The sequence below is a fragment of the Pantoea sp. UBA7232 genome, assembly GCF_002473195.1.
GTDB lineage: Bacteria > Pseudomonadota > Gammaproteobacteria > Enterobacterales > Enterobacteriaceae > Pantoea > Pantoea eucrina.
Genome location: NZ_DKTK01000006.1, coordinates 738,431 through 760,614, shown reverse-complemented (window position 1 = coordinate 760,614; position 22,184 = coordinate 738,431). Strand labels below are relative to the sequence as shown.

General features: G+C 56.8%; 22 protein-coding genes. 12 read left to right on the top strand and 10 right to left on the bottom strand.

The window, feature by feature from the left end:
- Nucleotides 1-394: 394 nt before the first annotated feature.
- From yjfF to ytfQ, 4 genes are read right to left on the bottom strand one after another with little or no spacing between them, the layout of a single operon-like run.
- Nucleotides 395-1,381 (bottom strand): galactofuranose ABC transporter, permease protein YjfF, encoded by a 987-nt coding sequence (gene yjfF, locus B4056_RS07035; RefSeq protein WP_039384209.1) that lies wholly within the window; start codon nucleotides 1,379-1,381, stop codon nucleotides 395-397.
- Nucleotides 1,378-2,394: a galactofuranose ABC transporter, ATP-binding protein YtfT gene (gene ytfT / locus B4056_RS07030; protein ID WP_039384208.1), complete on the bottom strand. Its 1,017-nt coding sequence runs from the start codon at nucleotides 2,392-2,394 to the stop codon at nucleotides 1,378-1,380. The genes yjfF and ytfT overlap by 4 nt, the downstream gene beginning before the upstream one ends.
- Nucleotides 2,387-3,907, bottom strand: coding sequence for a sugar ABC transporter ATP-binding protein (locus B4056_RS07025; protein WP_071668783.1), 1,521 nt, complete (start codon nucleotides 3,905-3,907; stop codon nucleotides 2,387-2,389). Before B4056_RS07025 ends, ytfT begins: the two co-directional genes overlap by 8 nt.
- A gap of 54 nt (nucleotides 3,908-3,961) precedes the next feature.
- The gene (gene ytfQ / locus B4056_RS07020) at nucleotides 3,962-4,918 is read right to left on the bottom strand and encodes a galactofuranose ABC transporter, galactofuranose-binding protein YtfQ (protein ID WP_071668782.1); all 957 of its coding nucleotides are present in this window, start codon (nucleotides 4,916-4,918) and stop codon (nucleotides 3,962-3,964) included.
- 619 nt (nucleotides 4,919-5,537) lie between these two features.
- Between ytfQ and ydgT the strand changes: the two genes are divergently transcribed.
- The 9 genes from ydgT (at nucleotide 5,538) to nth (ending at nucleotide 12,787) form a co-directional block, all read left to right on the top strand.
- Nucleotides 5,538-5,753: a transcription modulator YdgT gene (ydgT, locus tag B4056_RS07015; protein ID WP_039384201.1), complete on the top strand. Its 216-nt coding sequence runs from the start codon at nucleotides 5,538-5,540 to the stop codon at nucleotides 5,751-5,753.
- 2 nt (nucleotides 5,754-5,755) lie between these two features.
- Nucleotides 5,756-6,199, top strand: a complete 444-nt coding sequence (locus tag B4056_RS07010) for a DUF2569 domain-containing protein (protein WP_039384199.1) — start codon at nucleotides 5,756-5,758, stop codon at nucleotides 6,197-6,199.
- A 123-nt stretch (nucleotides 6,200-6,322) separates the two neighbouring features.
- Nucleotides 6,323-6,904, top strand: coding sequence for an electron transport complex subunit RsxA (gene rsxA, locus B4056_RS07005; protein WP_094111270.1), 582 nt, complete (start codon nucleotides 6,323-6,325; stop codon nucleotides 6,902-6,904).
- A 1-nt stretch (nucleotide 6,905) separates the two neighbouring features.
- Complete coding sequence (rsxB, locus tag B4056_RS07000; protein WP_094111269.1) at nucleotides 6,906-7,484, top strand: electron transport complex subunit RsxB; 579 nt, start codon at nucleotides 6,906-6,908, stop codon at nucleotides 7,482-7,484.
- Complete coding sequence (rsxC, locus tag B4056_RS06995) at nucleotides 7,477-9,759, top strand: electron transport complex subunit RsxC (RefSeq protein WP_288654204.1); 2,283 nt, start codon at nucleotides 7,477-7,479, stop codon at nucleotides 9,757-9,759. The genes rsxB and rsxC overlap by 8 nt, the downstream gene beginning before the upstream one ends.
- On the top strand, nucleotides 9,760-10,818 hold the full coding sequence (rsxD, locus tag B4056_RS06990) for an electron transport complex subunit RsxD (protein ID WP_039384187.1): 1,059 nt from the start codon (nucleotides 9,760-9,762) through the stop codon (nucleotides 10,816-10,818).
- A gap of 3 nt (nucleotides 10,819-10,821) precedes the next feature.
- The gene (gene rsxG / locus B4056_RS06985; protein WP_039384184.1) at nucleotides 10,822-11,451 is read left to right on the top strand and encodes an electron transport complex subunit RsxG; all 630 of its coding nucleotides are present in this window, start codon (nucleotides 10,822-10,824) and stop codon (nucleotides 11,449-11,451) included.
- Nucleotides 11,448-12,155: an electron transport complex subunit E gene (locus B4056_RS06980; RefSeq protein WP_039384182.1), complete on the top strand. Its 708-nt coding sequence runs from the start codon at nucleotides 11,448-11,450 to the stop codon at nucleotides 12,153-12,155. The genes rsxG and B4056_RS06980 overlap by 4 nt, the downstream gene beginning before the upstream one ends.
- The gene (gene nth, locus B4056_RS06975) at nucleotides 12,152-12,787 is read left to right on the top strand and encodes an endonuclease III (RefSeq protein WP_113655485.1); all 636 of its coding nucleotides are present in this window, start codon (nucleotides 12,152-12,154) and stop codon (nucleotides 12,785-12,787) included. Before B4056_RS06980 ends, nth begins: the two co-directional genes overlap by 4 nt.
- Nucleotides 12,788-12,828: 41 nt before the next feature.
- Here nth and B4056_RS06970 read toward each other — a convergent pair whose 3' ends face one another.
- Nucleotides 12,829-13,893 (bottom strand): mechanosensitive ion channel family protein, encoded by a 1,065-nt coding sequence (locus B4056_RS06970; RefSeq protein ID WP_039385834.1) that lies wholly within the window; start codon nucleotides 13,891-13,893, stop codon nucleotides 12,829-12,831.
- A gap of 733 nt (nucleotides 13,894-14,626) precedes the next feature.
- Here B4056_RS06970 and dtpA point away from each other — a divergent pair.
- Both dtpA and gstA read left to right on the top strand, forming a co-directional pair.
- Nucleotides 14,627-16,132, top strand: coding sequence for a dipeptide/tripeptide permease DtpA (dtpA, locus tag B4056_RS06965; protein ID WP_113655486.1), 1,506 nt, complete (start codon nucleotides 14,627-14,629; stop codon nucleotides 16,130-16,132).
- Nucleotides 16,133-16,300: 168 nt separating this feature from the next.
- The gene (gene gstA, locus B4056_RS06960) at nucleotides 16,301-16,906 is read left to right on the top strand and encodes a glutathione transferase GstA (protein WP_039384173.1); all 606 of its coding nucleotides are present in this window, start codon (nucleotides 16,301-16,303) and stop codon (nucleotides 16,904-16,906) included.
- 41 nt (nucleotides 16,907-16,947) lie between these two features.
- Here the strand turns inward: gstA and pdxY are convergent, their stop codons facing one another.
- The 5 genes from pdxY to anmK all read right to left on the bottom strand — a co-directional run bounded on the left by pdxY (nucleotide 16,948) and on the right by anmK (nucleotide 21,412).
- Nucleotides 16,948-17,808, bottom strand: coding sequence for a pyridoxal kinase PdxY (gene pdxY, locus B4056_RS06955; protein WP_039384169.1), 861 nt, complete (start codon nucleotides 17,806-17,808; stop codon nucleotides 16,948-16,950).
- Between the two features lie 54 nt (nucleotides 17,809-17,862).
- Nucleotides 17,863-19,137, bottom strand: coding sequence for a tyrosine--tRNA ligase (gene tyrS / locus B4056_RS06950; RefSeq protein ID WP_039384166.1), 1,275 nt, complete (start codon nucleotides 19,135-19,137; stop codon nucleotides 17,863-17,865).
- Between the two features lie 138 nt (nucleotides 19,138-19,275).
- Nucleotides 19,276-19,932, bottom strand: a complete 657-nt coding sequence (pdxH, locus tag B4056_RS06945; protein WP_071668777.1) for a pyridoxamine 5'-phosphate oxidase — start codon at nucleotides 19,930-19,932, stop codon at nucleotides 19,276-19,278.
- 19 nt (nucleotides 19,933-19,951) lie between these two features.
- Nucleotides 19,952-20,281, bottom strand: a complete 330-nt coding sequence (locus B4056_RS06940) for an MliC family protein (protein ID WP_039384161.1) — start codon at nucleotides 20,279-20,281, stop codon at nucleotides 19,952-19,954.
- Between the two features lie 9 nt (nucleotides 20,282-20,290).
- Nucleotides 20,291-21,412 (bottom strand): anhydro-N-acetylmuramic acid kinase, encoded by a 1,122-nt coding sequence (anmK, locus tag B4056_RS06935; RefSeq protein ID WP_288654222.1) that lies wholly within the window; start codon nucleotides 21,410-21,412, stop codon nucleotides 20,291-20,293.
- Nucleotides 21,413-21,689: 277 nt separating this feature from the next.
- Between anmK and slyB the strand changes: the two genes are divergently transcribed.
- Nucleotides 21,690-22,157, top strand: coding sequence for an outer membrane lipoprotein SlyB (gene slyB / locus B4056_RS06930; protein WP_039384159.1), 468 nt, complete (start codon nucleotides 21,690-21,692; stop codon nucleotides 22,155-22,157).
- Nucleotides 22,158-22,184 lie beyond the last annotated feature (27 nt).

The following is a 22,184-nucleotide window of genomic DNA, read 5'->3' as shown; positions in this document are numbered from 1 at the left end:
CGCATGAATGCGCCCCCTACGGGGAGAATGGTGATGCTGTGCTGTAGGGGCGGCATTTATGCCGCCCTGGTTGCAGCGGATACCTGATGTGTGAAGATTGGGCTCTGGCAACGAGCGAGAATGCTGGCAGGCCGGTGAAGCCCGGGGCGAAGAGCAAAGCGTCCGCGCCAGGGATGGCGCGGACGATCGGCAGGACGCCGGGTTCCTTTGCGATCGCCCCGGGCTTTACCGACCGTGGTAGTCGGCCAGGGGGCGTATAGCCCGGGAGCCGATCTCGGCCAGGGGCGCATGAATGCGCCCCCTACGAGGCAGAATGGTACTGAATGCGCCCCCTACGAGGCAGAATGGTACTGAATGCGCCCCCTACGAGGAAGAATGGTGCTAAATGCTTCCCCTACGGGGTGAGGCGTTTTACCGGGGCGTTTTGCTGGCGATCCCACATTACGGTTAACATGCGCTGCAGCGCAATAAAAGCAAACAGCAGGATGCCGATAGCAATCTTGGTCCACCACGAACTTAGCGTGCCGTCGAAATTAATCCACGTCTGGATCAGTCCCTGAATCAGTACCCCAAACAGCGTGCCGAGCACGGTGCCAACGCCGCCGGACAGCAGCGTACCGCCAATCACTACCGAAGCAATCGCATCCAGCTCTACGCCCAGCCCGGCCAGCGCGTATCCGGCGGAGGTATAGATAGAGAACACAATACCGGCCAGGGTCGCCAGCGTCGTAGAGAGCATATACACCTTAATGGTCGTCGCGCGGGTCGAAACGCCCATCAGCTGCGCCGAGGTAAGATTGCCGCCAATGGCGTATACCTGATTTCCGAACCGGGTACGGTGCGCCAGAATAATCCCTCCTGCGACCACCACCAGCATAATTACCGCCAGCAGGCTCAGCCGCCCGCCGCCGGGGATTTTCCAGGCCAGGCCTGACAGCGTGGCGTAAAGAGGATGATCAATCGGAATAGAATTCTCTGACACCAGGTAACTGCAGCCGCGCAGAAAAAACATCCCTGCCAGCGTAATAATAAACGCCGGGATCTTCAGCGCATCAATCAGCCAGCCCATCATGGCGCCAAACAGCGCCCCCAGCGCAAGAATCAAGGCAAACGCCAGCAGCGGATCAAGGTGGAAATCACCGATAATGCGGGCCAGAAACACGCCGGTAAAGGCGATTACCGCGCCAACGGAGAGGTCGATCCCGCCGGACAGAATCACAAAGGTCATGCCTACGGCGATAATGCCAAGAAAAGCGTTATCCGTCAGAATATTGCAGATAACCCGTGTTGATGCGAAGCCCGGAAACTGGCTCAGACAGAACAGATACCCCGCCACAAACACCAGCAGCGTAATCATCAATGGCAAATGACGCTTTATCATTTTGAACGCCTCCCCTTCAGCATGGCGATAAACCGCGGCGACTGCAGCAGCAGCACGCACATCACAACCACCGCTTTCACCACCTGGTTCAGTTCCGGCGGGAACCCTGACAACAGGATCCCGGTATTCATCGACTGGATAATCAGTGCGCCAATCAGCGACAGCACCAGATTAAAGCGACCGCCCATCAGCGAGGCTCCGCCAATCACCACGGCCAGAATGGCATCCAGCTCCAGCCACAGGCCGGCGTTATTGGCGTCAGCACCCCGGATATCAGCCGCGACAATCAGCCCGGCCACCGCTGCACATAAGCCGCTAATCACATAGGTCGACATCACCACCAGCCAGCCGTTAACGCCTGCGTTACGCGCCGCGCGCAGGTTGATACCTACCGCTTCGATAAACAGGCCCAGCGCTGTTTTGCGCGTCAGCAGCCAGACAGCCAGCGCCACCAGCAGCGTGATCCACACCGGCACCGGCAACCAGAGCAGCGAACCGCTGCCAAACCACGCCAGGCTTTCGCTGTTAAACGTCACGATCTGCCCCTGCGTAATCAGCTGCGCTACGCCCCGCCCCGCTACCATCAGAATAAGCGTGGCCACAAACGGCTGGATTTTCAGCAGCGCCACCAGCACCCCATTCCACAGACCACATAGCAGACCGGTGCCGAGCGTTGCCAGCACAATCACGCCCAGGCTATGTCCGGCAACGGTCAGCGTGGCTGCGGTTGCGCCCGCAATAGCCATTACCGCGCCCACAGAGAGATCGATCCCGCCGGTAGCGATGACCAGCGTCATGCCCACGGCGAGCAGCGCTACCGGCGCGGCGCGGTTCAGAATATCGATCGGGCTGCCAAACAGACGACCATCCTGAATATGAATGGCAAAAAAGTTATTCGCTACCAGGCTGTCAATCAGCAGCACCAGAATCAGTGCAACAAGCTGTGGCATACCCGGAGGCAGCTTCAGCTTACGTCTTTCAGGTTTTGACTGTGTCATAGACGATTCAGGCATGTTGTGCACCTCCCTCGGCGATCGCGTTCACAATGGACGCCACGGAGAGCTGCTCGAGTGGGATTTCAGCCACCTGCTTCAGATCGCGCATAATCAGGACGCGATCGGCGTAACCAACCAGCTCTTCCAGTTCAGAAGAGATGACCAGCAGCGCCAGACCATCCGCGCAGAGCGACTCGATCAAACGAATAATCTCAGCGTGCGCACCGACATCGATGCCGCGCGTTGGCTCATCCAGGATCAGAAACTGCGGTTTGGTCACCAGCCAGCGCGACAGCAGCACCTTCTGCTGATTGCCGCCTGACAGCAACTCGATCGGCTGGTCGGCATGCGGCGTACGGATGCCGAGGCTTTTAATGAAACGTTCGGCAATCGCCTGCTGCTCGCGACGCTTAATCGGACGCAGCCAGCCGCGCTGCGCCTGCAGCGCCAGAATAATATTCTCACGCACGGAAGCCGCACCAATAATGCCATCCGTTTTGCGATCTTCAGGACAGAATCCCATACCCAGGCGGGATGCCTGCGCCGGCGTGCGAATAGTCTGCAGCTTGCCTTTAATACGCGCGGTGCCGCGATCGGCACGCCGGATGCCAAACAGCACCTCTGCGGTTTCAGTACGGCCTGAACCCAGCAGACCCGCCAGACCCACCACCTCGCCTGGCCTGACCTGCAGGCTGAAAGGCTCAATGGTGCCTTTCCTGCCATAATCCTCAAACGCTACTACCGGCTGATCGCTGCGCAGGGTGCTGCCCTGTCGCTGCAGCGCGGTCTCCAGCAGCTCGCGCCCCAACATCAGTTTAATCAGCTCTATCTGTGGTAGCGAAGCGGTATCACGCGTGGCGATAAACTGGCCGTTGCGTAATACGGTAATGCGGTCGGTAATACGGTACACCTGGTCAAGAAAGTGGGTTACAAAGATCAGACTCATGCCTCTGGCACGCAGCTGCGCCATGAGCGTAAACAGCATCTCTACTTCACTGGCGTCCAGACTGGCCGTAGGCTCATCCAGAATCAGTATCTGTGCCGACAAATCGACCGCGCGGCAGATAGCGATAATCTGCTGCATGGCGACAGAGTAATGTCCGAGCGGGCGCGTCACATCCAGCGCAAAGCCGTAATTGCGCATCAGCGTATCCGCATCACGGTTCATTTTCCGGCGATCGACCATGCCAAAGCGCTTTGGCTCACGGCCGATATAGAGGTTATCTGCTACCGACATATTTGGCAGAAGGTTAACTTCCTGATAGACCGTACCGATCCCGGCGCGCTGCGCATCCGCCGTACTGTGGGGCGTGATTGCTTCTCCGTTAAGGGTGATGCTACCGGCATCCCGTGAATAGACGCCGGTCAGCACTTTAATCAGCGTTGATTTGCCGGCGCCGTTTTCACCCAGCAGCGCCATAATCTCGCCTTTGCGGATAGTGAATGACACATTATCCAGCGCTTTTACGCCGGGAAATCCTTTACTGATGCCGCTCAGCGTGAGCAGCGGTGTATCATCAATGGTGCTCATCAGGCTCTACCTCGCTGATGTCAGCAGAGCCGCCCCGCAGGGCGGCTGCGGGGATCAGTAACCCATGTTTTTCTTTTTATCGAGTTCTGTCTGGGCATCCGCCGGCAGGAAGAGCTTCGACTCCGTTTTAATGATTTTAGGCGGCATGGTGCCATCTTTCTTAAACTTCTCCAGCGCATCAAACGCCGGGCCAGCCATATCCGGCGTCAGCTCGACGTTGGCATTTGCCTCACCGGCCAGCATCGCTTTATAGATATCCGGTACGCCATCGATTGAACCAGTCAGAATATCTTTGCCCGGCTTCAGGCCCGCTTCTTTTATCGCCTGAATGGCACCGATTGCCATATCATCATTGTGGGCATAGACCATGCAGATGTTTTTGCCGTTATTTTCAGCTTTAATAAAGCTCTCCATCACCTCTTTACCTTTACTGCGGGTAAAGTCACCGGACTGGGAACGGATCACCTTAATGTTGTTATGTCCGGCTATCGCTTCGGCAAACCCTTTTTTACGATCGATGGCCACACTGGCGCCGACCGTTCCCTGCAGCTCTACGACGTTACACTGCTTGTCGCCCACGGTTTTCACCAGCCAGTCGCCAATCAGCTTGCCTTCCAGCACGTTGTCCGCCGTCACCACAGCCATATAGAGAGATTTATCCTTAACAACAATGGCGCGATCCAGCAGGAAAACCGGAATTTTGGCATCTTTTGCTTCTTCAAGTACCGGTTCCCAGCCGGTCTGCACCACCGGCGCGATGAAGATGGCGTCCACCCCCTGAGCAATAAACGAACGTACTGCTTTAATCTGGTTTTCCTGCTTCTGCTGACCATCAGCAATTTTCAGCGTAATGCCGCGCTTTTTAGCCTCGCTTTTTGCGACGCTGGTTTCAGCAGCACGCCAGCCCGATTCTGAACCAACCTGCGAGAATCCCACTGTCATATCAGCGGCCAGCACCGGCGTGCTGAGCGCGGCGCTCACCATGGCGGTCAGGAGTAAACGTTTCCACATAGTTTTCATTCCTCTGAAGGGAGTGTGTAGTCGGGGTACAAACGCAGATTAAGCCTGACGTAATTCAGGTAAAACTAGCGCGACATAACTCACAAAACAGAATGATTTAAAGGGGTTACGCCTAAATAGCATCATCAGCTCGCGACAGGTTTATGGATAAAACAGCTGAGTTTTAATATCCGAAGGGGCAAATAACTGTAATAAACAGAACTGGTTAGATTTGAACGGGCTGGAAGCGATTACAACCGCTGCGTAAAGAATGGTTATGCTGTTGTTCATAAAGCAATAAGCAATTTTGTGATAACCCGCACACTCCACCAGCGGCTACGCTGGCTTAATTATCTTATATCGCAGTTAAGACTTAATTACCGGCGAAAAATAAACGCAATGAATGTTGCCGTTATCACCTGTTAGATTTTCTCACAGCATCGGAAATAAGGTGTCTGTGAAATAGATGTTTGGCTGTTATACCCCGAAACATCCCTCAAAAAATCGCTGCTGATGAAGTAATTACTCCACCTGTTCTGAATTTTAAATTTTTTTAACACCGATATATAGACAGCAGCAGCGCGCTCCCTATACTTGAGCCTTCTTTCGTTCTTTCTGTTCAATGGCAATCATGACTGCGCTGGATTACCTGCTAAAATTTCGCAAAGTGAATAATCTTGAGAGTCTGGAAAAACTCTACGATCATCTCAACTATTCGCTGACTGATGATAATGACATCATCAATATGTATCGTGCTGCCGATCATCGCCGCGCTGAACTGGTCTCTGGTGGCCGATTATACGATCTGGGCTGCGTGCCTAAATCAGTGTGGCGCTATGTGGTTTAATTATGTCTGAATCTGTTCACTCACCGCGCATCGGGGGCTGGCTGTTACTGCCGCTGGCCTGGCTGATTATGACCATGCTAACCAGCGCGCTGGTTGTCGCGCTTTATCTGCGCCCCCTGTTTGACAGCGAGCTGCGTACCACGCTGTTTTCACACGCTAATCTGCTGTTATCACAGTGGCTGGTCTCCCTGCTGACGGCCGCTGCGGTCTGGCTCTACAGCATCTGGGTATGCTGGATATTCTGCAGACGTTCGCGACGCCTGCCACGGCACTACACCATCTGGCTGCTGATGACCGTCGTGCTGGCGCTGAAAACCTTTGCGTTCACGCCGGTTGCAGACGGCAAAGCGCTGCAGACCCTGCTTCTGACGCTGCTGGCCGCGGCCCTGTTTGTGCCCTACTTTAAGCGCTCCCGACGGGTTAAACAGACCTTCACCGCTCTGTAATGATGCGTTATTCGTCAGGAATTTAATTCTGCGTGCTCTCAGAGCTGCTCTCGCCGGGGTAAAGGTTGAGATGTAGCTCTCATTTCCGGATAATAAACGCCTTTAGGCTTCCCGGGTTAAACCATGACCGATTACTTGCTTCTCTTTGTTGGCACAGTGCTGGTGAACAACTTCGTGTTGGTCAAATTCCTCGGCCTTTGCCCGTTCATGGGCGTGTCAAAAAAACTGGAAACGGCCATTGGCATGGGGCTTGCCACTACGTTTGTTATCACGCTCGCTTCGGTGTGTGCGTGGCTGGTTAACCATCTGATTCTGATCCCGCTGGATCTGGTTTATCTGCGTACGATGTCCTACATCCTGGTAATTGCCGTAGTGGTGCAGTTCACAGAAATGGTGGTGCGGAAAACCAGTCCGTCACTCTACCGGCTGCTGGGGATCTTCCTGCCGCTGATCACCACCAACTGTGCGGTACTGGGTGTGCCATTACTGAGCGTTAATCTCAACCATACGTTTCTGCAGGCTGCGCTCTATGGCTTTAGCGCCTCGCTGGGCTTTTCACTGGTGATGGTGCTGTTTGCCGGCATGCGTGAACGTCTGGTGCTGGCTAACGTGCCGGCACCGTTTAAAGGTAACTCTATCGCCCTGATCACCGCCGGCCTGATGGCGCTGGCATTTATGGGCTTTACCGGTCTGGTGAAATTCTGATATGACCGCTATCTGGATAGCAATCGCTGTACTCAGCGCGCTGGGGCTGATTTTTGGCGGCCTGCTCGGCTACGCTTCGCGCCGTTTTGAAGTTGAAGAAGACCCTATTGTCGAACAGATTGATGCCGTACTGCCACAAAGCCAGTGCGGTCAGTGCGGCTACCCCGGATGTCGTCCCTATGCGGATGCCGTCGGCAACAACGGGGAAGCGATTAACAAGTGCGCTCCGGGTGGCGAGCAGACCATGCTCAGGCTGGCGGAGCTGCTGAACGTTGAGCCGCAGCCGCTCGATGGCGGTGCCGAAATCCTTACGCCGGTACGCACCGTGGCGTGGATCGACGAAGAGAACTGTATCGGCTGCACCAAGTGCATTCAGGCGTGTCCGGTGGATGCGATCGTCGGCGCCACGCGCGCCATGCATACCGTGCTCAGCGACGTCTGCACGGGCTGCGACCTGTGTGTGGCTCCCTGCCCGACTGACTGCATTGAAATGCGCCCGGTCGCCGCCACTCCAGCAAGCTGGAAGTGGGATCTCAACACCATTCCTGTAAAAGTGATCCCGGCAGAACATCATGCTTAATCTGTTAAATCTGTTTCGCAAAGAGAAGCTGTGGGATTTTCAGGGCGGTATTCATCCGCCGGAAATGAAAACACAGTCTAACGGTACGCCGCTGAGCACGCTGCCGCTGCCTGAACAGTTTGTTATTCCCCTGAAACAGCATATTGGCCATGAAGGTGAGATCTGCGTCTCGCCAGGCGATCGCGTGCTGCGCGGCCAGCCGCTCACCTTTGGCAGCGGACGCATGCTGCCGGTACACGCGCCAACCTCAGGCACTATAGAGGCTATCGCGCCACATATGACGGCGCACCCGTCCGGGCTCTCAGAGCTGTGCATTTTCCTGCGCGCTGACGGTGAAGATCGCTGGATTGAACGTGATGCGCAGCCCGACTACCGTGCGCTGAGCCGGGAAGAGGTTATCCGACGCATTCACAGCGCCGGCGTAGCGGGCCTGGGTGGCGCCGGGTTCCCTACCGCCACTAAACTGCGTGGCGGCCTGCAGGGTGTCAAAACATTAATCATCAATGCCGCAGAGTGCGAGCCTTACATCACCGCTGATGACCGGCTGATGCAGGATTACGCCGCCGAAGTGCTGGAAGGCTGCCGGATCCTTGCCTGGGTACTGCAGGCGGAACGCGTTCTGGTGGGTATTGAAGATAACAAACCTGAAGCGATAGCTGCCCTGAAACAGGCGCTGCGCGGCGAGCGCGATATTGAGATCCGGGTTATCCCGACAAAATATCCCTCTGGCGGGGCCAAACAGCTGACCAAAATCCTGACCGGGCGGGAAGTGCCGCACGGCGGACGCTCAACCGATATTGGTGTGCTGATGCAGAACGTCGGCACCGCCTGGGCGGTTAAGCGTGCGATCGTTGATGGTGAACCCATCACCGAGCGCGTGGTCACGCTGACCGGCGACGCGATTGCGCAACCGCGCAACGTCTGGGGGCGTCTTGGCACCCCGGTGAGTCATCTGCTGCGTCAGGTCGGTTTTCAGCCGGGGCCGCGTCAGATGGTGATCATGGGCGGGCCGCTGATGGGCTTTACCCTGCCTTCCCTCGACGTGCCGGTTGTGAAAATCACCAACTGTATTCTGGCGCCTGCCGCCAGCGAAATGGCTGCGCCGCAGGAAGAGCAATCCTGCATTCGCTGCAGCGCCTGCGCCGACGCCTGTCCGGCGAAGCTGCTGCCGCAGCAGCTCTACTGGTATAGCCAGGGCGGCGATCATGAAAAAGCGCGCGCGCATAATATCGATGACTGTATTGAATGCGGGGCCTGCGCTTACGTTTGCCCGAGTAATATTCCGCTGGTTCAGTATTACCGGCAGGAAAAAGCTGAGCTGCGCGCCATCGATCTTGAAGCGAAGCGCACGGCGGAGGCTAAGGCACGCTTTGAGGCGCGTCAGGCGCGGTTAGAACGTGAGAAACTGGCGCGCGAGGCGCGTCATGAAGAGGCGAAGCAGCGCGTTGCACGCAGCGATAACGGTGAACGCGACGCCGCTGCTGCACGTATTAAGGCGCGTCAGGCGAAAACGCCAGAGCAGGAACTGGCCGAACGCGAAGCGCGTCACGCACAGGCGCTGGCGCAGCAGGCAGCAACCCAGGCAGAGACGCAGCCGGTTACCCGTCAGACAGGCGACCCGCGTAAAGCGGCGGTGGAAGCCGCGATTGCCCGGGCAAAAGCGAAAAAAGCGGCTCAGCCAGAGAGCGAGGCTGCGGCAGAGAGCGACCCGCGTAAAGCGGCAGTGGAAGCCGCGATTGCGCGGGCAAAAGCGAAAAAGGCGGCAACCGAGCGTCCTGAGGCCACTCCTGCTGCGATGCCCGCAGCAGAGGCACCTGAGCCGGTAACGGAAGACGATCCGCGCAAAGCCGCCGTCGCCGCCGCCATTGCCCGCGCCAAAGCGAAAAAAGCGGCCGCGCAGGCCACAACCGCGGACGAGCCGGTCGCCGCAACGCCTGAGCCGATAACGGAAGACGATCCGCGCAAGGCCGCCGTCGCCGCCGCTATTGCCCGCGCCAAAGCGAAAAAAGCGGCCGCGCAGGCCACAACCGCAGACGAGCCGATCGCCGCAACGCCTGAGCCGGTAACGGAAGACGATCCGCGCAAAGCCGCCGTCGCCGCCGCCATTGCCCGTGCCAAAGCGAAAAAAGCGGCCGCGCAGTCGGAAAGCTCGCTGCCGCCGGCGGTATCCGCTGAACCTGAACCTGAAGACCCACGCAAAGCGGCCATCGCTGCGGCGGTCGCCCGTGCTAAAGCGCGTAAAGCGCAGCAGCAGCCTTCGACCACTGAGGAATAAATGGCCTTTCGTATCGCAAGCTCTCCCTATACTCATAACCGGCGCAGCACCGGTAACATTATGCTACTGGTGGTACTGGCGGCCCTGCCCGGCATGGCGGCGCAGTGGTATTTCTTTGGCAGCGGTTTTCTTATCCAGGTTGTGCTGGCTATTGCGACGGCGCTGCTGACCGAAGCGGCGATACTGCGGTTGCGCCACAGCGCCGTAAAGCCGGTGCTGGCAGATAACTCAGCCCTGCTGACGGCGCTGCTGCTCGGGATCAGCCTGCCGCCGCTTGCCCCCTGGTGGCTGATTGTTCTGGGCACCCTGTTTGCGATTCTGATTGCCAAACAGCTCTATGGCGGCCTGGGCCAGAATCCGTTCAACCCGGCAATGGTCGGCTACGTTGTGCTGCTGATCTCTTTTCCGGTGCAGATGACCAGCTGGCTGCCGCCCGATGCGCTGCAGGCGGTAAAACCGGATCTGATGGATTCACTCAGTATGGTGTTTCGCGGCCATACGCTGGCCGGCGATACCATGCAGCAGCTGCAGCTCGGGGTGGATGGCATCAGTCAGGCCACGCCGCTCGATACGTTTAAAACCGGACTGCGCGCCGGCCACAGCGCCGAAGAGCTTCACGCTCAGCCAATCTACGCCGGGGTACTGGCGGGACTGGGCTGGCAGTGGGTCAACCTGGGTTACCTGCTGGGCGGCATGCTGCTGCTGGCAAAAAATGCGATTCGCTGGCATATCCCGGCCAGCATGCTCGCCTCGCTGGCGGTATGCGCCACGCTCGGCTGGATCTTCTCGCCTGAGACGCTTAATACACCGCTCACCCACCTCTTTTCGGGTGCGACCATGCTGGGCGCATTCTTTATCGCTACCGATCCGGTTACCGCCTCCACCACTAACCGGGGGCGTCTGATCTACGGTGCGCTGATCGGTCTGCTGGTCTGGCTGATCCGCAGCTTTGGCGGCTATCCGGATGGCGTGGCGTTCGCCGTGCTGCTGGCAAACATCTGCGTGCCGCTGATTGACTACTACACTCAGCCGCGCGTTTATGGTCACCGGAAGGATTAAGGTATGATCGACGCTATTCGCAAAAACGCGGTAACGCTGGGGATGTTTGCAGTGGTGACGACCGGCGTAACCGCCGTGGTGAACTATGTGACCAAACCCACCGTTGAGCATCAGACTGCGCTGCAGCAGAAAAACCTGCTGGATCAGGTGGTACCGACCGCGCTGTACGATAATGCTATTCAGCAGGAGTGTTATCTGGTGCACAATGCGGCGCTGGGTAATGAGCAGCCGCATCACCTCTATATTGCCCGTAAAGGCGACAAGCCGGTGGCCGCAGCGCTGGAAAGTACCGCCCCCGATGGCTACTCCGGCGCCATTCAGCTCCTGGTAGGCGCTGACTTCAGCGGTACCGTGCTGGGCGTGCGCGTCATTGAACACCATGAAACGCCCGGGCTGGGTGATAAAATTGAGCTGCGCATCTCTGACTGGATCAACAGCTTTAATGGAAAACAGATTAAAGGGGCCGATGACCCGCATTTTGCCGTGAAGAAAGATGGCGGCGATTTCGATCAGTTTACCGGTGCGACCATTACGCCGCGCGCGGTGGTTAACGCCACTAAACGCACGGCGCTCTATATTGAAACGCTGCCAGCGACGCTGCGTTCGCTGCCGGAATGTGGAGAAACACCATGAGTGAAGCGAAAAATCTGCTGATTGGCGGTTTATGGAAAAATAACTCTGCGCTGGTACAGCTGCTGGGACTCTGTCCGCTGCTGGCGGTGACCTCCACCGCAACCAATGCGCTGGGGCTGGGGCTGGCCACGACGCTGGTGCTGACCATTACCAACAGTGCAATCTCCGCCTCACGCCGCTGGGTACCGGCAGATATCCGTATCCCGATTTATGTGATGATTATCGCCTCGGTTGTCAGCTGCGTTCAGATGCTGATCAACGCTTACGCCTACGGTCTTTATCAGTCGCTGGGGATCTTTATTCCGCTGATCGTCACTAACTGTATTGTCGTGGGCCGTGCTGAAGCGGTAGCGTCAAAAAGCAGTATCCCGCTATCCGCGCTGGATGGGTTCGCTATCGGTATGGGAGCGACCTGCGCCATGGTCACGCTGGGATCCATTCGCGAACTGATTGGCAGCGGTACGCTGTTCAACGGTGCCGATCAGCTGCTCGGCCCGTGGGCAACCTCACTGCGCATCGAAGTCGTGCACTTTGATTCACCGATGCTGCTGGCTATGCTGCCACCCGGCGCCTTCATCGGTCTGGGTATGCTGCTGGCAGGAAAGTATCTTATCGATCAGAAAATGAAACAGCGCGCCGCGCTGCGCGCTGAAGCGGAAGCTAAAACAGTGGCTGCGCCAGGCGAAATCGGGAAAGCGGTGTGAATAAAGAGAAGCGCCTGCAGATCCTGACCCGTCTGCGCGATAACAACCCGCATCCGACCACTGAGCTGCAGTTCAGCTCGCCATTTGAACTGCTGATTGCGGTACTGCTTTCGGCTCAGGCGACCGATGTCAGCGTGAACAAAGCCACGGCCCGGCTCTATCCGGTCGCGAACACCCCGGCGGCCATGCTGGCGCTTGGCGTCGACGGCGTCAAAGAGTACATCAAGACAATCGGGCTGTTTAACAGCAAAGCGGAAAACGTGATTAAAACCTGCCGCATATTGCTGGAACAGCATGGCGGCGCGGTGCCGGAAGATCGGGCCGCACTTGAGGCGCTGCCGGGTGTCGGGCGTAAAACCGCTAACGTGGTGCTGAACACCGCCTTTGGCTGGCCCACCATCGCCGTCGACACGCATATTTTTCGCGTCAGTAACCGCACGCGTTTTGCGCCGGGTAAAAATGTGGAAGAGGTTGAAGAGAAACTGCTTAAAGTGGTGCCTGCCGCGTTTAAGGTCGACTGCCATCACTGGCTGATTCTGCACGGGCGTTATACCTGCATAGCACGCAAGCCGCGCTGCGGCGCCTGCCTGATCGAAGACCTGTGCGAATACCGTGATAAGACGGACATCTGAGCGCGGTGCCGGGGTCAGCGGCACCGCATTCTCCTGTCTGGTTACGCTTCCGGATGGCTCAGCGTAGCCCGTACATGCGGCAAACACTGCGGATAGTGCTGCTGAATAAACTCAATCATCTTTTCCCGCACGTAGCAGCGTAAGTCAAACGCGGTAGGCGAGTTATGTGCCGTCATCAGCAGCCTGATCGTCATGGTTTTTTCGGTTGTTTCCGTTACCTGCAGCACCTGCGTTTCCCGATCCCAGAGCCGGGTTTCATTGAGCACCTTCTCAAAATGCTCGCGCAGCGGTTCCAGCGGCATAGAGTAATCAAGATAAAGAAAGACGGAACCTAAAATCTGTGCGTTATTACGCGTCCAGTTCTGGAACGGATTTTCTGTAAAGTAGGTTATCGGCAATACCAGCCGGCGCAGATCCCAGAGACGCACCACAACATAGGTCAGATTAATTTCTTCAATCCAGCCCCACTCTTTTTCTACCACCACCGCATCATCAATTTTTATCGGCTGCGTAAATGCAATCTGAATACCGGCAAACAGATTGACCAGCGATTTCTGTAATGCAAAGCCAATAATAATACCGGCAACGCCTGCCCCGGCGAGAATCGTCGTGCCAAACTTACGCACACCCGGAAAGCTAAGCAAAATCAACGACAAACAGAGCGTTACCAGCACAACAATCACAACTTTTTTTACATACATGATCTGCGTGCGGATTTTTCGCGCGCGCAGGTTATTTGAGATATTAATGTCATAACGGATAAAGAGCATGTCCTGCGCGACATTGATCATCCTGATCATCAGCGAGCAGAAGGATAATATAATAAAGATGTGCAGAGCGGCATTAATAAAGCCCAGCGACTCCGGCTGAATATTCACATAATCTACGCCGGCGCTGATGAATAACAGCGGTAAAATAAGAAACATCGAGCCGCGCAGATGTTTTTCGAGAGATTTAAACAGTTTTTTATCCCGTCCCTGCCAGTAACGAATCAGGCTGAGAAGGATATATCGCGCCAGAAAGCCCATTGCGAGCGACAGTGTGACGAGTAATACAGCAGGCACCCATTGCGGAGCACCAGATAACTCACCCAGTATCAACGGCATCATCTTCCCTCATGGTTTACTGACGGCACTGCACCGCCAGTACGCTGAACATCTGGCCGGTTTCACGCCGGCCCCCGGAATTGTACTGACATGAGTATATGAAATTTATGATAAACCGCGTCTGCCCACGGCTGTTTATTCGTCTGAAAGGATGAGTTGATGTTTCAGTTAAGCCGTGAACAGCGTTCAGCGCTGGCTGGCCTCAGCGTTTTCGTTCGTTTCCTCAATAAAAAGAGATTTGCTGCACGAACAGCGCGCCATTTCTTTTTTCATGCGGCTAATTAATTGGAGAATTTGTGCGCTGGATCAACTAATTAGCTTTCCGGAAACCCCGCCCTGCTCTTTTAGCTCAATAATCAACCTATTATGCTCATAATTCACGCGAAAACAGCAGCATATATCGTATAAATATTCAGCAACAGTCTGTTATTCCGCTTTATGCCTCTCAGGCGGTTTGTTTCAGTAAAGGGGTTTACCAAACTTATGCGCTGCGTGTTTATTCTGTTACAATCGTTTTACACCCTATTAAACACTAAACCATCGCGCTTAGCCGCAGAGATTGCCCTGCCGGCATTCGCTACGCCAGCGTGTAAAAAATGCTTGCCCTGTGGCCCCGATTCAGCCAAATTAGGCGCCGTTTTTCCTTTCTAATAACAATGTTGCGCGGGATGACCCAGACCGACGCAGACTTAATTCCTGTTACAAAACAGGCGATGTATAAACTGAGGTATACGTGTCAACTGCAAACAAACACACTAACGAGGCAGTAAGCCTCAACGCCTTCCGGCAACCTAAAGCATTTTATCTGATCTTCTCTATCGAGCTGTGGGAGCGTTTCGGCTACTACGGCTTACAGGCCATTATGGCCGTCTATCTGGTCAAACAGCTGGGGATGTCTGAAGCGGACTCCATTACGCTGTTTACCTCCTTTAGCGCCCTGGTTTACGGTCTGGTGGCTATCGGCGGCTGGCTGGGTGACAAAGTACTCGGCACCAAGCGCGTCATTGTGCTGGGCGTCATGGTGCTGGCACTCGGCTATGCGCTGATCGCATTTTCCGGGCATGACACCACGCTGGTTTATGTCGGCATGGCGACCATTGCTGTGGGCAGCGGCCTGTTCAAAGCGAACCCCTCTTCGCTGCTCTCCACCTGCTACGCCAAAGACGATCCGCGCATCGACGGCGCATTTACCATGTTCTATATGTCGATCAACATTGGCTCGCTGTTCTCAATGATGCTGACGCCGTGGCTGGCAGCAAAATATGGCTGGGGTGCCGCTTTCTCTCTCTCCGTCGTGGGGCTGGTGATCACGCTGCTTAACTTCCTGTTCTTCAAGCGGCTGGTGAAAGAGTATGGGTCAAAGCCCGATTTTGCTCCGCTGCAGGTGGGTAAACTGCTGCTGACCATCGTGGGCGTTGCGGTGCTGATCGCACTCGCCACCTGGCTGCTGCATCATCAAAGCATTGCGCGCATAACGCTCGGCGTTGTCGCACTGGGCATTGTTCTGATCTTTGCCAAAGAAGCGTTCACGCTGCAGGGTGCCGCGCGCCGTAAAATGATTGTGGCGTTTCTGCTGATGGTGGAAGCGATTGTCTTCTTTGTGCTCTATATGCAGATGCCGACTTCGCTCAACTTCTTTGCGATCCGCAACGTTGAACACGCCATTTTCGGCATCGCGTTTGAGCCGGAGCAGTTCCAGGCGCTGAATCCGTTCTGGATCATGGTCGCCAGCCCGCTGCTGGCCGCAGTCTATAACAAGCTGGGCGATAAGCTGCCGATGCCGCACAAATTTGCCATTGGCATGGTGCTCTGCTCCGGCGCGTTTCTGGTGCTGCCGCTCGGCGCCGGCTTTGCAAATCAGGCAGGTATTGTCTCCGTTAACTGGCTGATCCTGAGCTATGCCCTGCAGAGTATCGGTGAGCTGATGATCTCCGGCCTGGGTCTGGCCATGGTCGCGCAGCTGGTGCCACAGCGTCTGATGGGCTTTATCATGGGCTCATGGTTCCTGACTACCGCAGGCGCAGCGATGATCGCCGGTAAGGTGGCCAACCTGATGGCGGTGCCGCAGGATGTCACCGATCCGCACACTTCCCTGGCGGTCTACAGCCAGGTATTCCAGCAGATTGGTATTGCCACCGGTGTGATTGCCCTGCTGATGCTGGTTACCGCCCCGCTGCTCAACCGCATGACGCAGGATACCGCTGAGGGTGCGCTGAAGCGCGCCGGCGCCAGCGAATAACCGCATCCGGCTCCGCGCTGCGCACGCCTGTTACTGCGCACCGGAGCCGTTTTTCAGCTGATAAGTCCCTTCCCATCTCTCTTTTTCCCTTGTAGTTTACTCAGAGTCCGCTATCCGGCGTGCCATGTTTGTCACGTCACTCATATCATTTGTTGAGGAGATGCAACAATGAAACTCTATTGCAAGCCCGGCGCCTGTTCCCTCTCCCCCCATATCGTCGCCCGCGAATGCGGCCTCGACTTTACGCAGGTTAATGTTGATCTGCAGAAGAAACTGACGGAACAGGGTGAGGATTACTGGCAGATTAACCCTAAAGGTCAGGTTCCGGCGCTGCAGTTTGATGACGGGACGATACTGACTGAAGGCGTGGCGATTGTGCAGTATCTGGCGGATCTCAAACCTGATTACCATCTGCTGGCTCCGACCGGCAGCCTGACGCGCTACCATACGCTGGAGTGGCTGAGCTTTATCAGCAGCGAGCTGCATAAAGGGTTTTCGCCGCTGTTCCGCCCCGATACGCCAGACGCGTACAAACCGCAGCTGCGTGCCCAGCTGGAGAAGAAGTTTCAGCTGGTCAATGCGGCGCTGGAAGACAAGCAGTGGCTGCTGGGCACGCGCTATACCGTCGCCGATATCTATCTGTATGTGGTGACGCGCTGGGCGAAAGCGGTGAAGCTGCAGCTGGATGAGATGCCGGCGCTGGACGCGTGGTTTGCCCGCGTGGGTGAGCGTCCGGCGGTTCAGGCGGCGCTGCAGGCAGAGGGGCTGGCGTAAACAGTGCGACAGGCCGGCGCTGAAACCGGCCTGCCGTGCAGTCAGAGTTTTTCTGCCGCGAAATGCTGCTGCGGCTGCGCGATAGCGTCCTGTGCCGCGACCAGCTGCAGCTCATACTCTCCCATTTCATGGGTTTTCAGCATCACTTCATATACCGCTGCAGTAACATGCTCCAGCGCCTGCTGCAGCGATTTGCCGTGCAGCAGATCCACCAGCAGCAGACCGCTGGTCAGATCGCCTACGCCTACCGGCTGACGCACGCCAAAGTCCACCAGCGGACGGCTGATATGCCAGCACTCATCAGCGGTAACCAGCAGCATCTCAAAGCGGTCGCTGCGCCGGCCGGCACGGGCCAGATGTTTAACCAGCACCACTTTCGGTCCCTGCGCAATCAGCAGACGCGCCGCATCAACCGCCTGCTCAACGTCAGCCACCGTCTGTCCGCTCAGCATCTCCAGTTCAAGCAGGTTAGGTGCAATCAGATCGCTGGCGGGCAGCGCCTGTTTGCAGTGAAACTCCGCTACGCCCGGTGCCACAATACAGCCTTTCTCAGGATGCCCCATCACCGGATCGCAGAAAAACCAGGCGTCCGGGTTGGCGGCTTTGACTTCACGCACAATCGCCAGAATCTGCTCGCCCTGTTCGGCTGAACCCAGGTAACCGCTGAGTACGGCATCACAGGTTTTAAGGCGATCGATGGCGGCGATACCTTTGACGATATCGGTCAGATGGCTGGCCGGCATCACCGTACCGGTCCAGTGACCATACTGCGTGTGATTAGAAAACTGAACAGTATTGAGCGGCCAAACGTTTGCGCCCATGCGGCGCATCGGGAACTCTGCCGCGCTATTACCGGCGTGGCCAAACACCACGTGAGACTGAATTGCGAGAATATTTTTCATTATAACCCTGTACTGCCTTGCCATGAAAAAGGGCCGGAAACCGGCCCTGACACCTTACTGCCAGTTTATCAGGCAGTAGTGTTTTTTGCCGCGACGCAGCAGCGTAAAGCGGCCAAACAGCTTGTCGCTGTCGCTGAAACGATACTCGGCATCCGCCTGTTTTTCTCCGTTCACAGAGACCGCATTAGAGCCGATCATCGTCCGGGCCTGGCCGCGCGACGGCACCAGCTCTGCGGCAACCAGCGCCTGCTGCAGATCGTCTTCCGCGCTGAGCGTGATAACCGGCATGCCGTCCTGTGCCAGCTGCTCAAAGTCTGCTTCGGTCATGTCGCTCAGGCTGCCTGAGAACAGGCTCTCGGTGATCCTTCTGGCCGCAGCCAGTCCTGCATCACCGTGCACCAGGCGCGTAACCTGCTCGGCCAGCACGTACTGGGCGCGTGGCGCTTTGCCGCTGTTTTTGTCCTCTTCTTCGAGCGCGTTAATCTCATCCAGGCTCATAAAGGTAAAGAACTTCAGGAAGCGGTAGACATCTGCGTCAGCGGTGTTGATCCAGAACTGGTAAAACTTGTAAGGACTGGTTTTTTTCGCATCCAGCCAGACCGCGCCGCCTTCTGTTTTACCGAACTTGGTGCCATCTGATTTTGTAATAAGCGGCACGGTCAGGCCAAAGGCCTGCTGCTGATGCAGACGACGGGTCAGGTCGATACCGGAGGTGATATTTCCCCACTGATCGGAGCCGCCAATCTGCAGCACCACGCCATAACGCTTGTAAAGCTCGGCAAAATCGTAGCCCTGCAGCAGGTTGTAAGAGAACTCCGTGTAGGAGATCCCCTGATCCTCACGATTCAGACGCTGTTTAACCGCTTCCCGGTTGATCATCTGATTAACAGAGAAGTGCTTGCCGATATCGCGCAGGAAAGTCAGCACGTTCATGCCACCAAACCAGTCGTAGTTGTTAGCTGCGATAGCGCTGTTATCGCCGCAGTCAAAGCTAAGGAACGGGGCAACCTGGTTGCGGATCTTCTCTACCCACTCGCCTACGGTTTCACTGGTATTGAGTTTACGTTCCGCGGCTTTAAAGCTGGGATCGCCAATCAGACCGGTGGCTCCACCCACCAGCGCAACCGGCTTGTGGCCGGCATCCTGAAAACGCTTCAGGCAGAGCAGCGGCACCAGATGGCCCAAATGCAAGCTGTCAGCGGTAGGGTCAAAGCCGCAATAGAGGGCAATTGGCCCTTGCGCCAGTCGCTCTGCTAACGCTTCTTCATCCGTTACCTGGGCCACAAGGCCACGTTCCTGCAATTGTTGTATCAGGTTACTGCTGGTCATCACTGACTCCAAATTGATCGGGCTGCACCTGGGCTGGTACACAGCTTTCCGCTACGATGCGGAGACGAAAAAAAAGAGGGCTATAGCATAAAGCGCTGACGCTCACGGCGCCAGCGCTGAAACGGGGAAAAGCGGGTTTTACGGTGCTAACCGGTCAATCGTCCAGCCATTCTCACTGCGCTGATAGAGAAAACGATCGTGCAGCCGGTGTTCGCCGCCCTGCCAGAACTCAATGGCAGAAAACCGCACGCGGTATCCGCCCCAGAACGAGGGCAGCGGGACGTCGCCCTGCTGAAATTTCTGCGTAAGTTCCAGAAACTTGCTCTCCAGTACGCTGCGCGCAGAGATACGGCTCGACTGTTTAGAAACCCAGGCACCAATCTGGCTGTCGCGGGGGCGGCTATGGAAATATTTTATGACCTCCAGCGGCGAGAGCTTCTCCGCCTCGCCCAGCACCATCACCTGACGCTCCAGAAAGTGCCACGGGAGATGCAGCGAGATGCGCGGGTTTTCTGCCAGCTGCAGCGCTTTACGGCTGCCAAGGTTGGTATAAAAGACAAAGCCTGCAGCATCGTAGTGCTTGAGCAGCACAATGCGCTGATAAGGCTGACCGCTGCTGTCTACCGTCGCCACCGTCATGGCGGTGGGATCGGGCAGCTGCGCGGCACACGCCTGCTGCAGCCACTGTTCAAACAGGACCAGAGGATCGTCCGGCAAATCTTTGCGCCGCAAGCCGCCGCGGGTATATTCCCGGCGCAGATGGGCAATCTGTTGCAGGCTGTCGCTGTCGCTCATAGCGTCTCTCTTAATCGTATTAAGACCGGTTGGTGTTCGCCGCGTCCTGCAGTTCGCAGTCGTTGATAATGATTCTGTCATTGCGCTCAACAAAAGCGCTGTTGCCTTTCGACCAGAAAACGTAGTGGTCGTCACTGTAGCGCGCGCCCGACGCGGAGACGGTCTGTTTCAGCGTCAGCGGCTTGCCATCAAGAATAAAGCTGACCTCTTCTTTGCTGTTATCCAGCGTAACCGTCAGCGGCAGCGTGCCGCACTGGTAGTGCAGCGTTTCGGGCTGCGGGGCCGGCTTCTGCAGCATACCGCAGCCGCTCAGTGCCAGGCAGCCCGCTGCCAGCATATATCTCTTCATTACTTCTCCTTATCGTGTCGGCCGGCTATTTGCCGGATAGATAGCACCCAGCACGCTCATTTCACGCGCCCCGGTGACCGCAGGCAGATTGCCTGGCAGGCCAGAGAGGGTCCGGAACGCCAGCCAGGCAAAGGCCAGCGCTTCCATATCATCGCCGCTGACGCCCGCGGCATCGGTAGTGGTCACCTCGGTGCCGGGAAGATGCGCCGCGAGCCGCGCCATGAGCAGCGGATTGCGGCCACCTCCGCCGCACACCAGCAGACGGTCACAGCCGTTACTGAGCTGGATCTGCTGTGCAATTGTCAGCGCCGTCAGTTCGCTTAGCGTAGCCTGCACATCCTCCGGTGCCAGCGCAGGAAAAGCCTGTAGCTGACGCCCTATCCAGTCAGGATTAAAGTACTCACGCCCGGTGCTTTTCGGCGGCGGCAGCGCAAACCAGGGATCGTTCAGCATCTGCTCCAGCAGCGCGGGTACCACCTGCCCGCTGGCGGCCCAGGTCCCGTTATGATCGTAGCTTACCCCCTGATGACGCCAGATCCAGGCATCAATCAGCATATTGCCGGGTCCGGTATCAAAGCCCCGCACCGGCTGCCCCGGGATCAGCAGCGACAGGTTAGCGATGCCGCCAATATTCAGCACCATGCGGCGTTCACTGCTGTCCATGAGCAGCGCCTGATGAAACGCAGGCACCAGCGGCGCACCCTGCCCGCCCAGCGCCATATCGCGCCGGCGAAAATCGCCGACTACGGTCACGCCGGTGGCGGCGGCAATCTGGTTATTATCGCCAATCTGCAGCGTATTAGGGGCGAAGCTGCCGGGTTCATGCCAGACGGTCTGACCGTGGCAGCCGATGGCCACAATGTCATCGGCTTCCAGCGCCTGCTGACGCATCAGGGTGACCACCGCTTCAGCAAACAGCTTACCCAGCTCGGTGTCCAGCTGCCCGAGCTGCGACAGCGTCAGCGGCTGTCCCTGGCATATAGCCAGTACCCGCTGCCGCAGTGCGGGCGGAAACGGGTGACAGTAGCTCGCCTGCTGCGCCACCATGTGACGGTCGATCGCCGCCAGCACCACGTCCACGCCATCCAGACTGGTGCCTGACATCACTCCTATATAGCGTCCTGACTTTATCACGATAGCTCCTCGTTATCCGGCGGGCGCCGGCGCCGGCACTCTGCTGATGCCGCCTTTCTAATATGATGATAACTTTCTGCTTTTCACTCTGCCATGCGCAGTGCAGCAGAGCAGAAATATTTTTACCGGCGGATTGAATTTTTGTTGATGAGGCATACTCTATGCTGCGACTCTGGTACTGATTGTGCGGCATGGCATCCATGCGTCGCTTTCTGTCTTATACTCTGTGCAGAGCAGGATGAGAACATGGCGTTTTTTATAAAGGAGCTTTCTGATGATTAAGCGTTTCATAGCCGTGGCCCTCGCTGGTGTAACGCTGGCAGGCTGTGTCAGCAATGACACCCTCTCAGGCGATGTTTACAGCGCCAGTGAAGCCAAGCAGGTCCAAAATGTGTCATACGGCACGCTGGTGTCAGTGCGCCCGGTTAAGATTCAGGGTGGCGATGACAGCAATGTCATTGGTGCAATTGGCGGTGCGGTGCTGGGTGGTTTCCTGGGTAACACCATCGGTGGTGGTGCAGGTCGCAGCCTGGCGACGGCGGGCGGTGCGGTACTGGGCGGCGTTGCGGGCCAGGGCGTACAGGGTGCCGTTAACAAATCTAACGGCGTTGAGCTGGAAATCCGCAAAGATGATGGTAATACCATCATGGTCGTGCAGAAGCAGGATGCGAGCCGCTACTCACCAGGCCAGCGCGTGGTACTGGCCTCTAACGGCAGCCAGGTCACAGTCTCTCCGCGCTAACTCTGACGCGCAAAAAAACCGACGCCT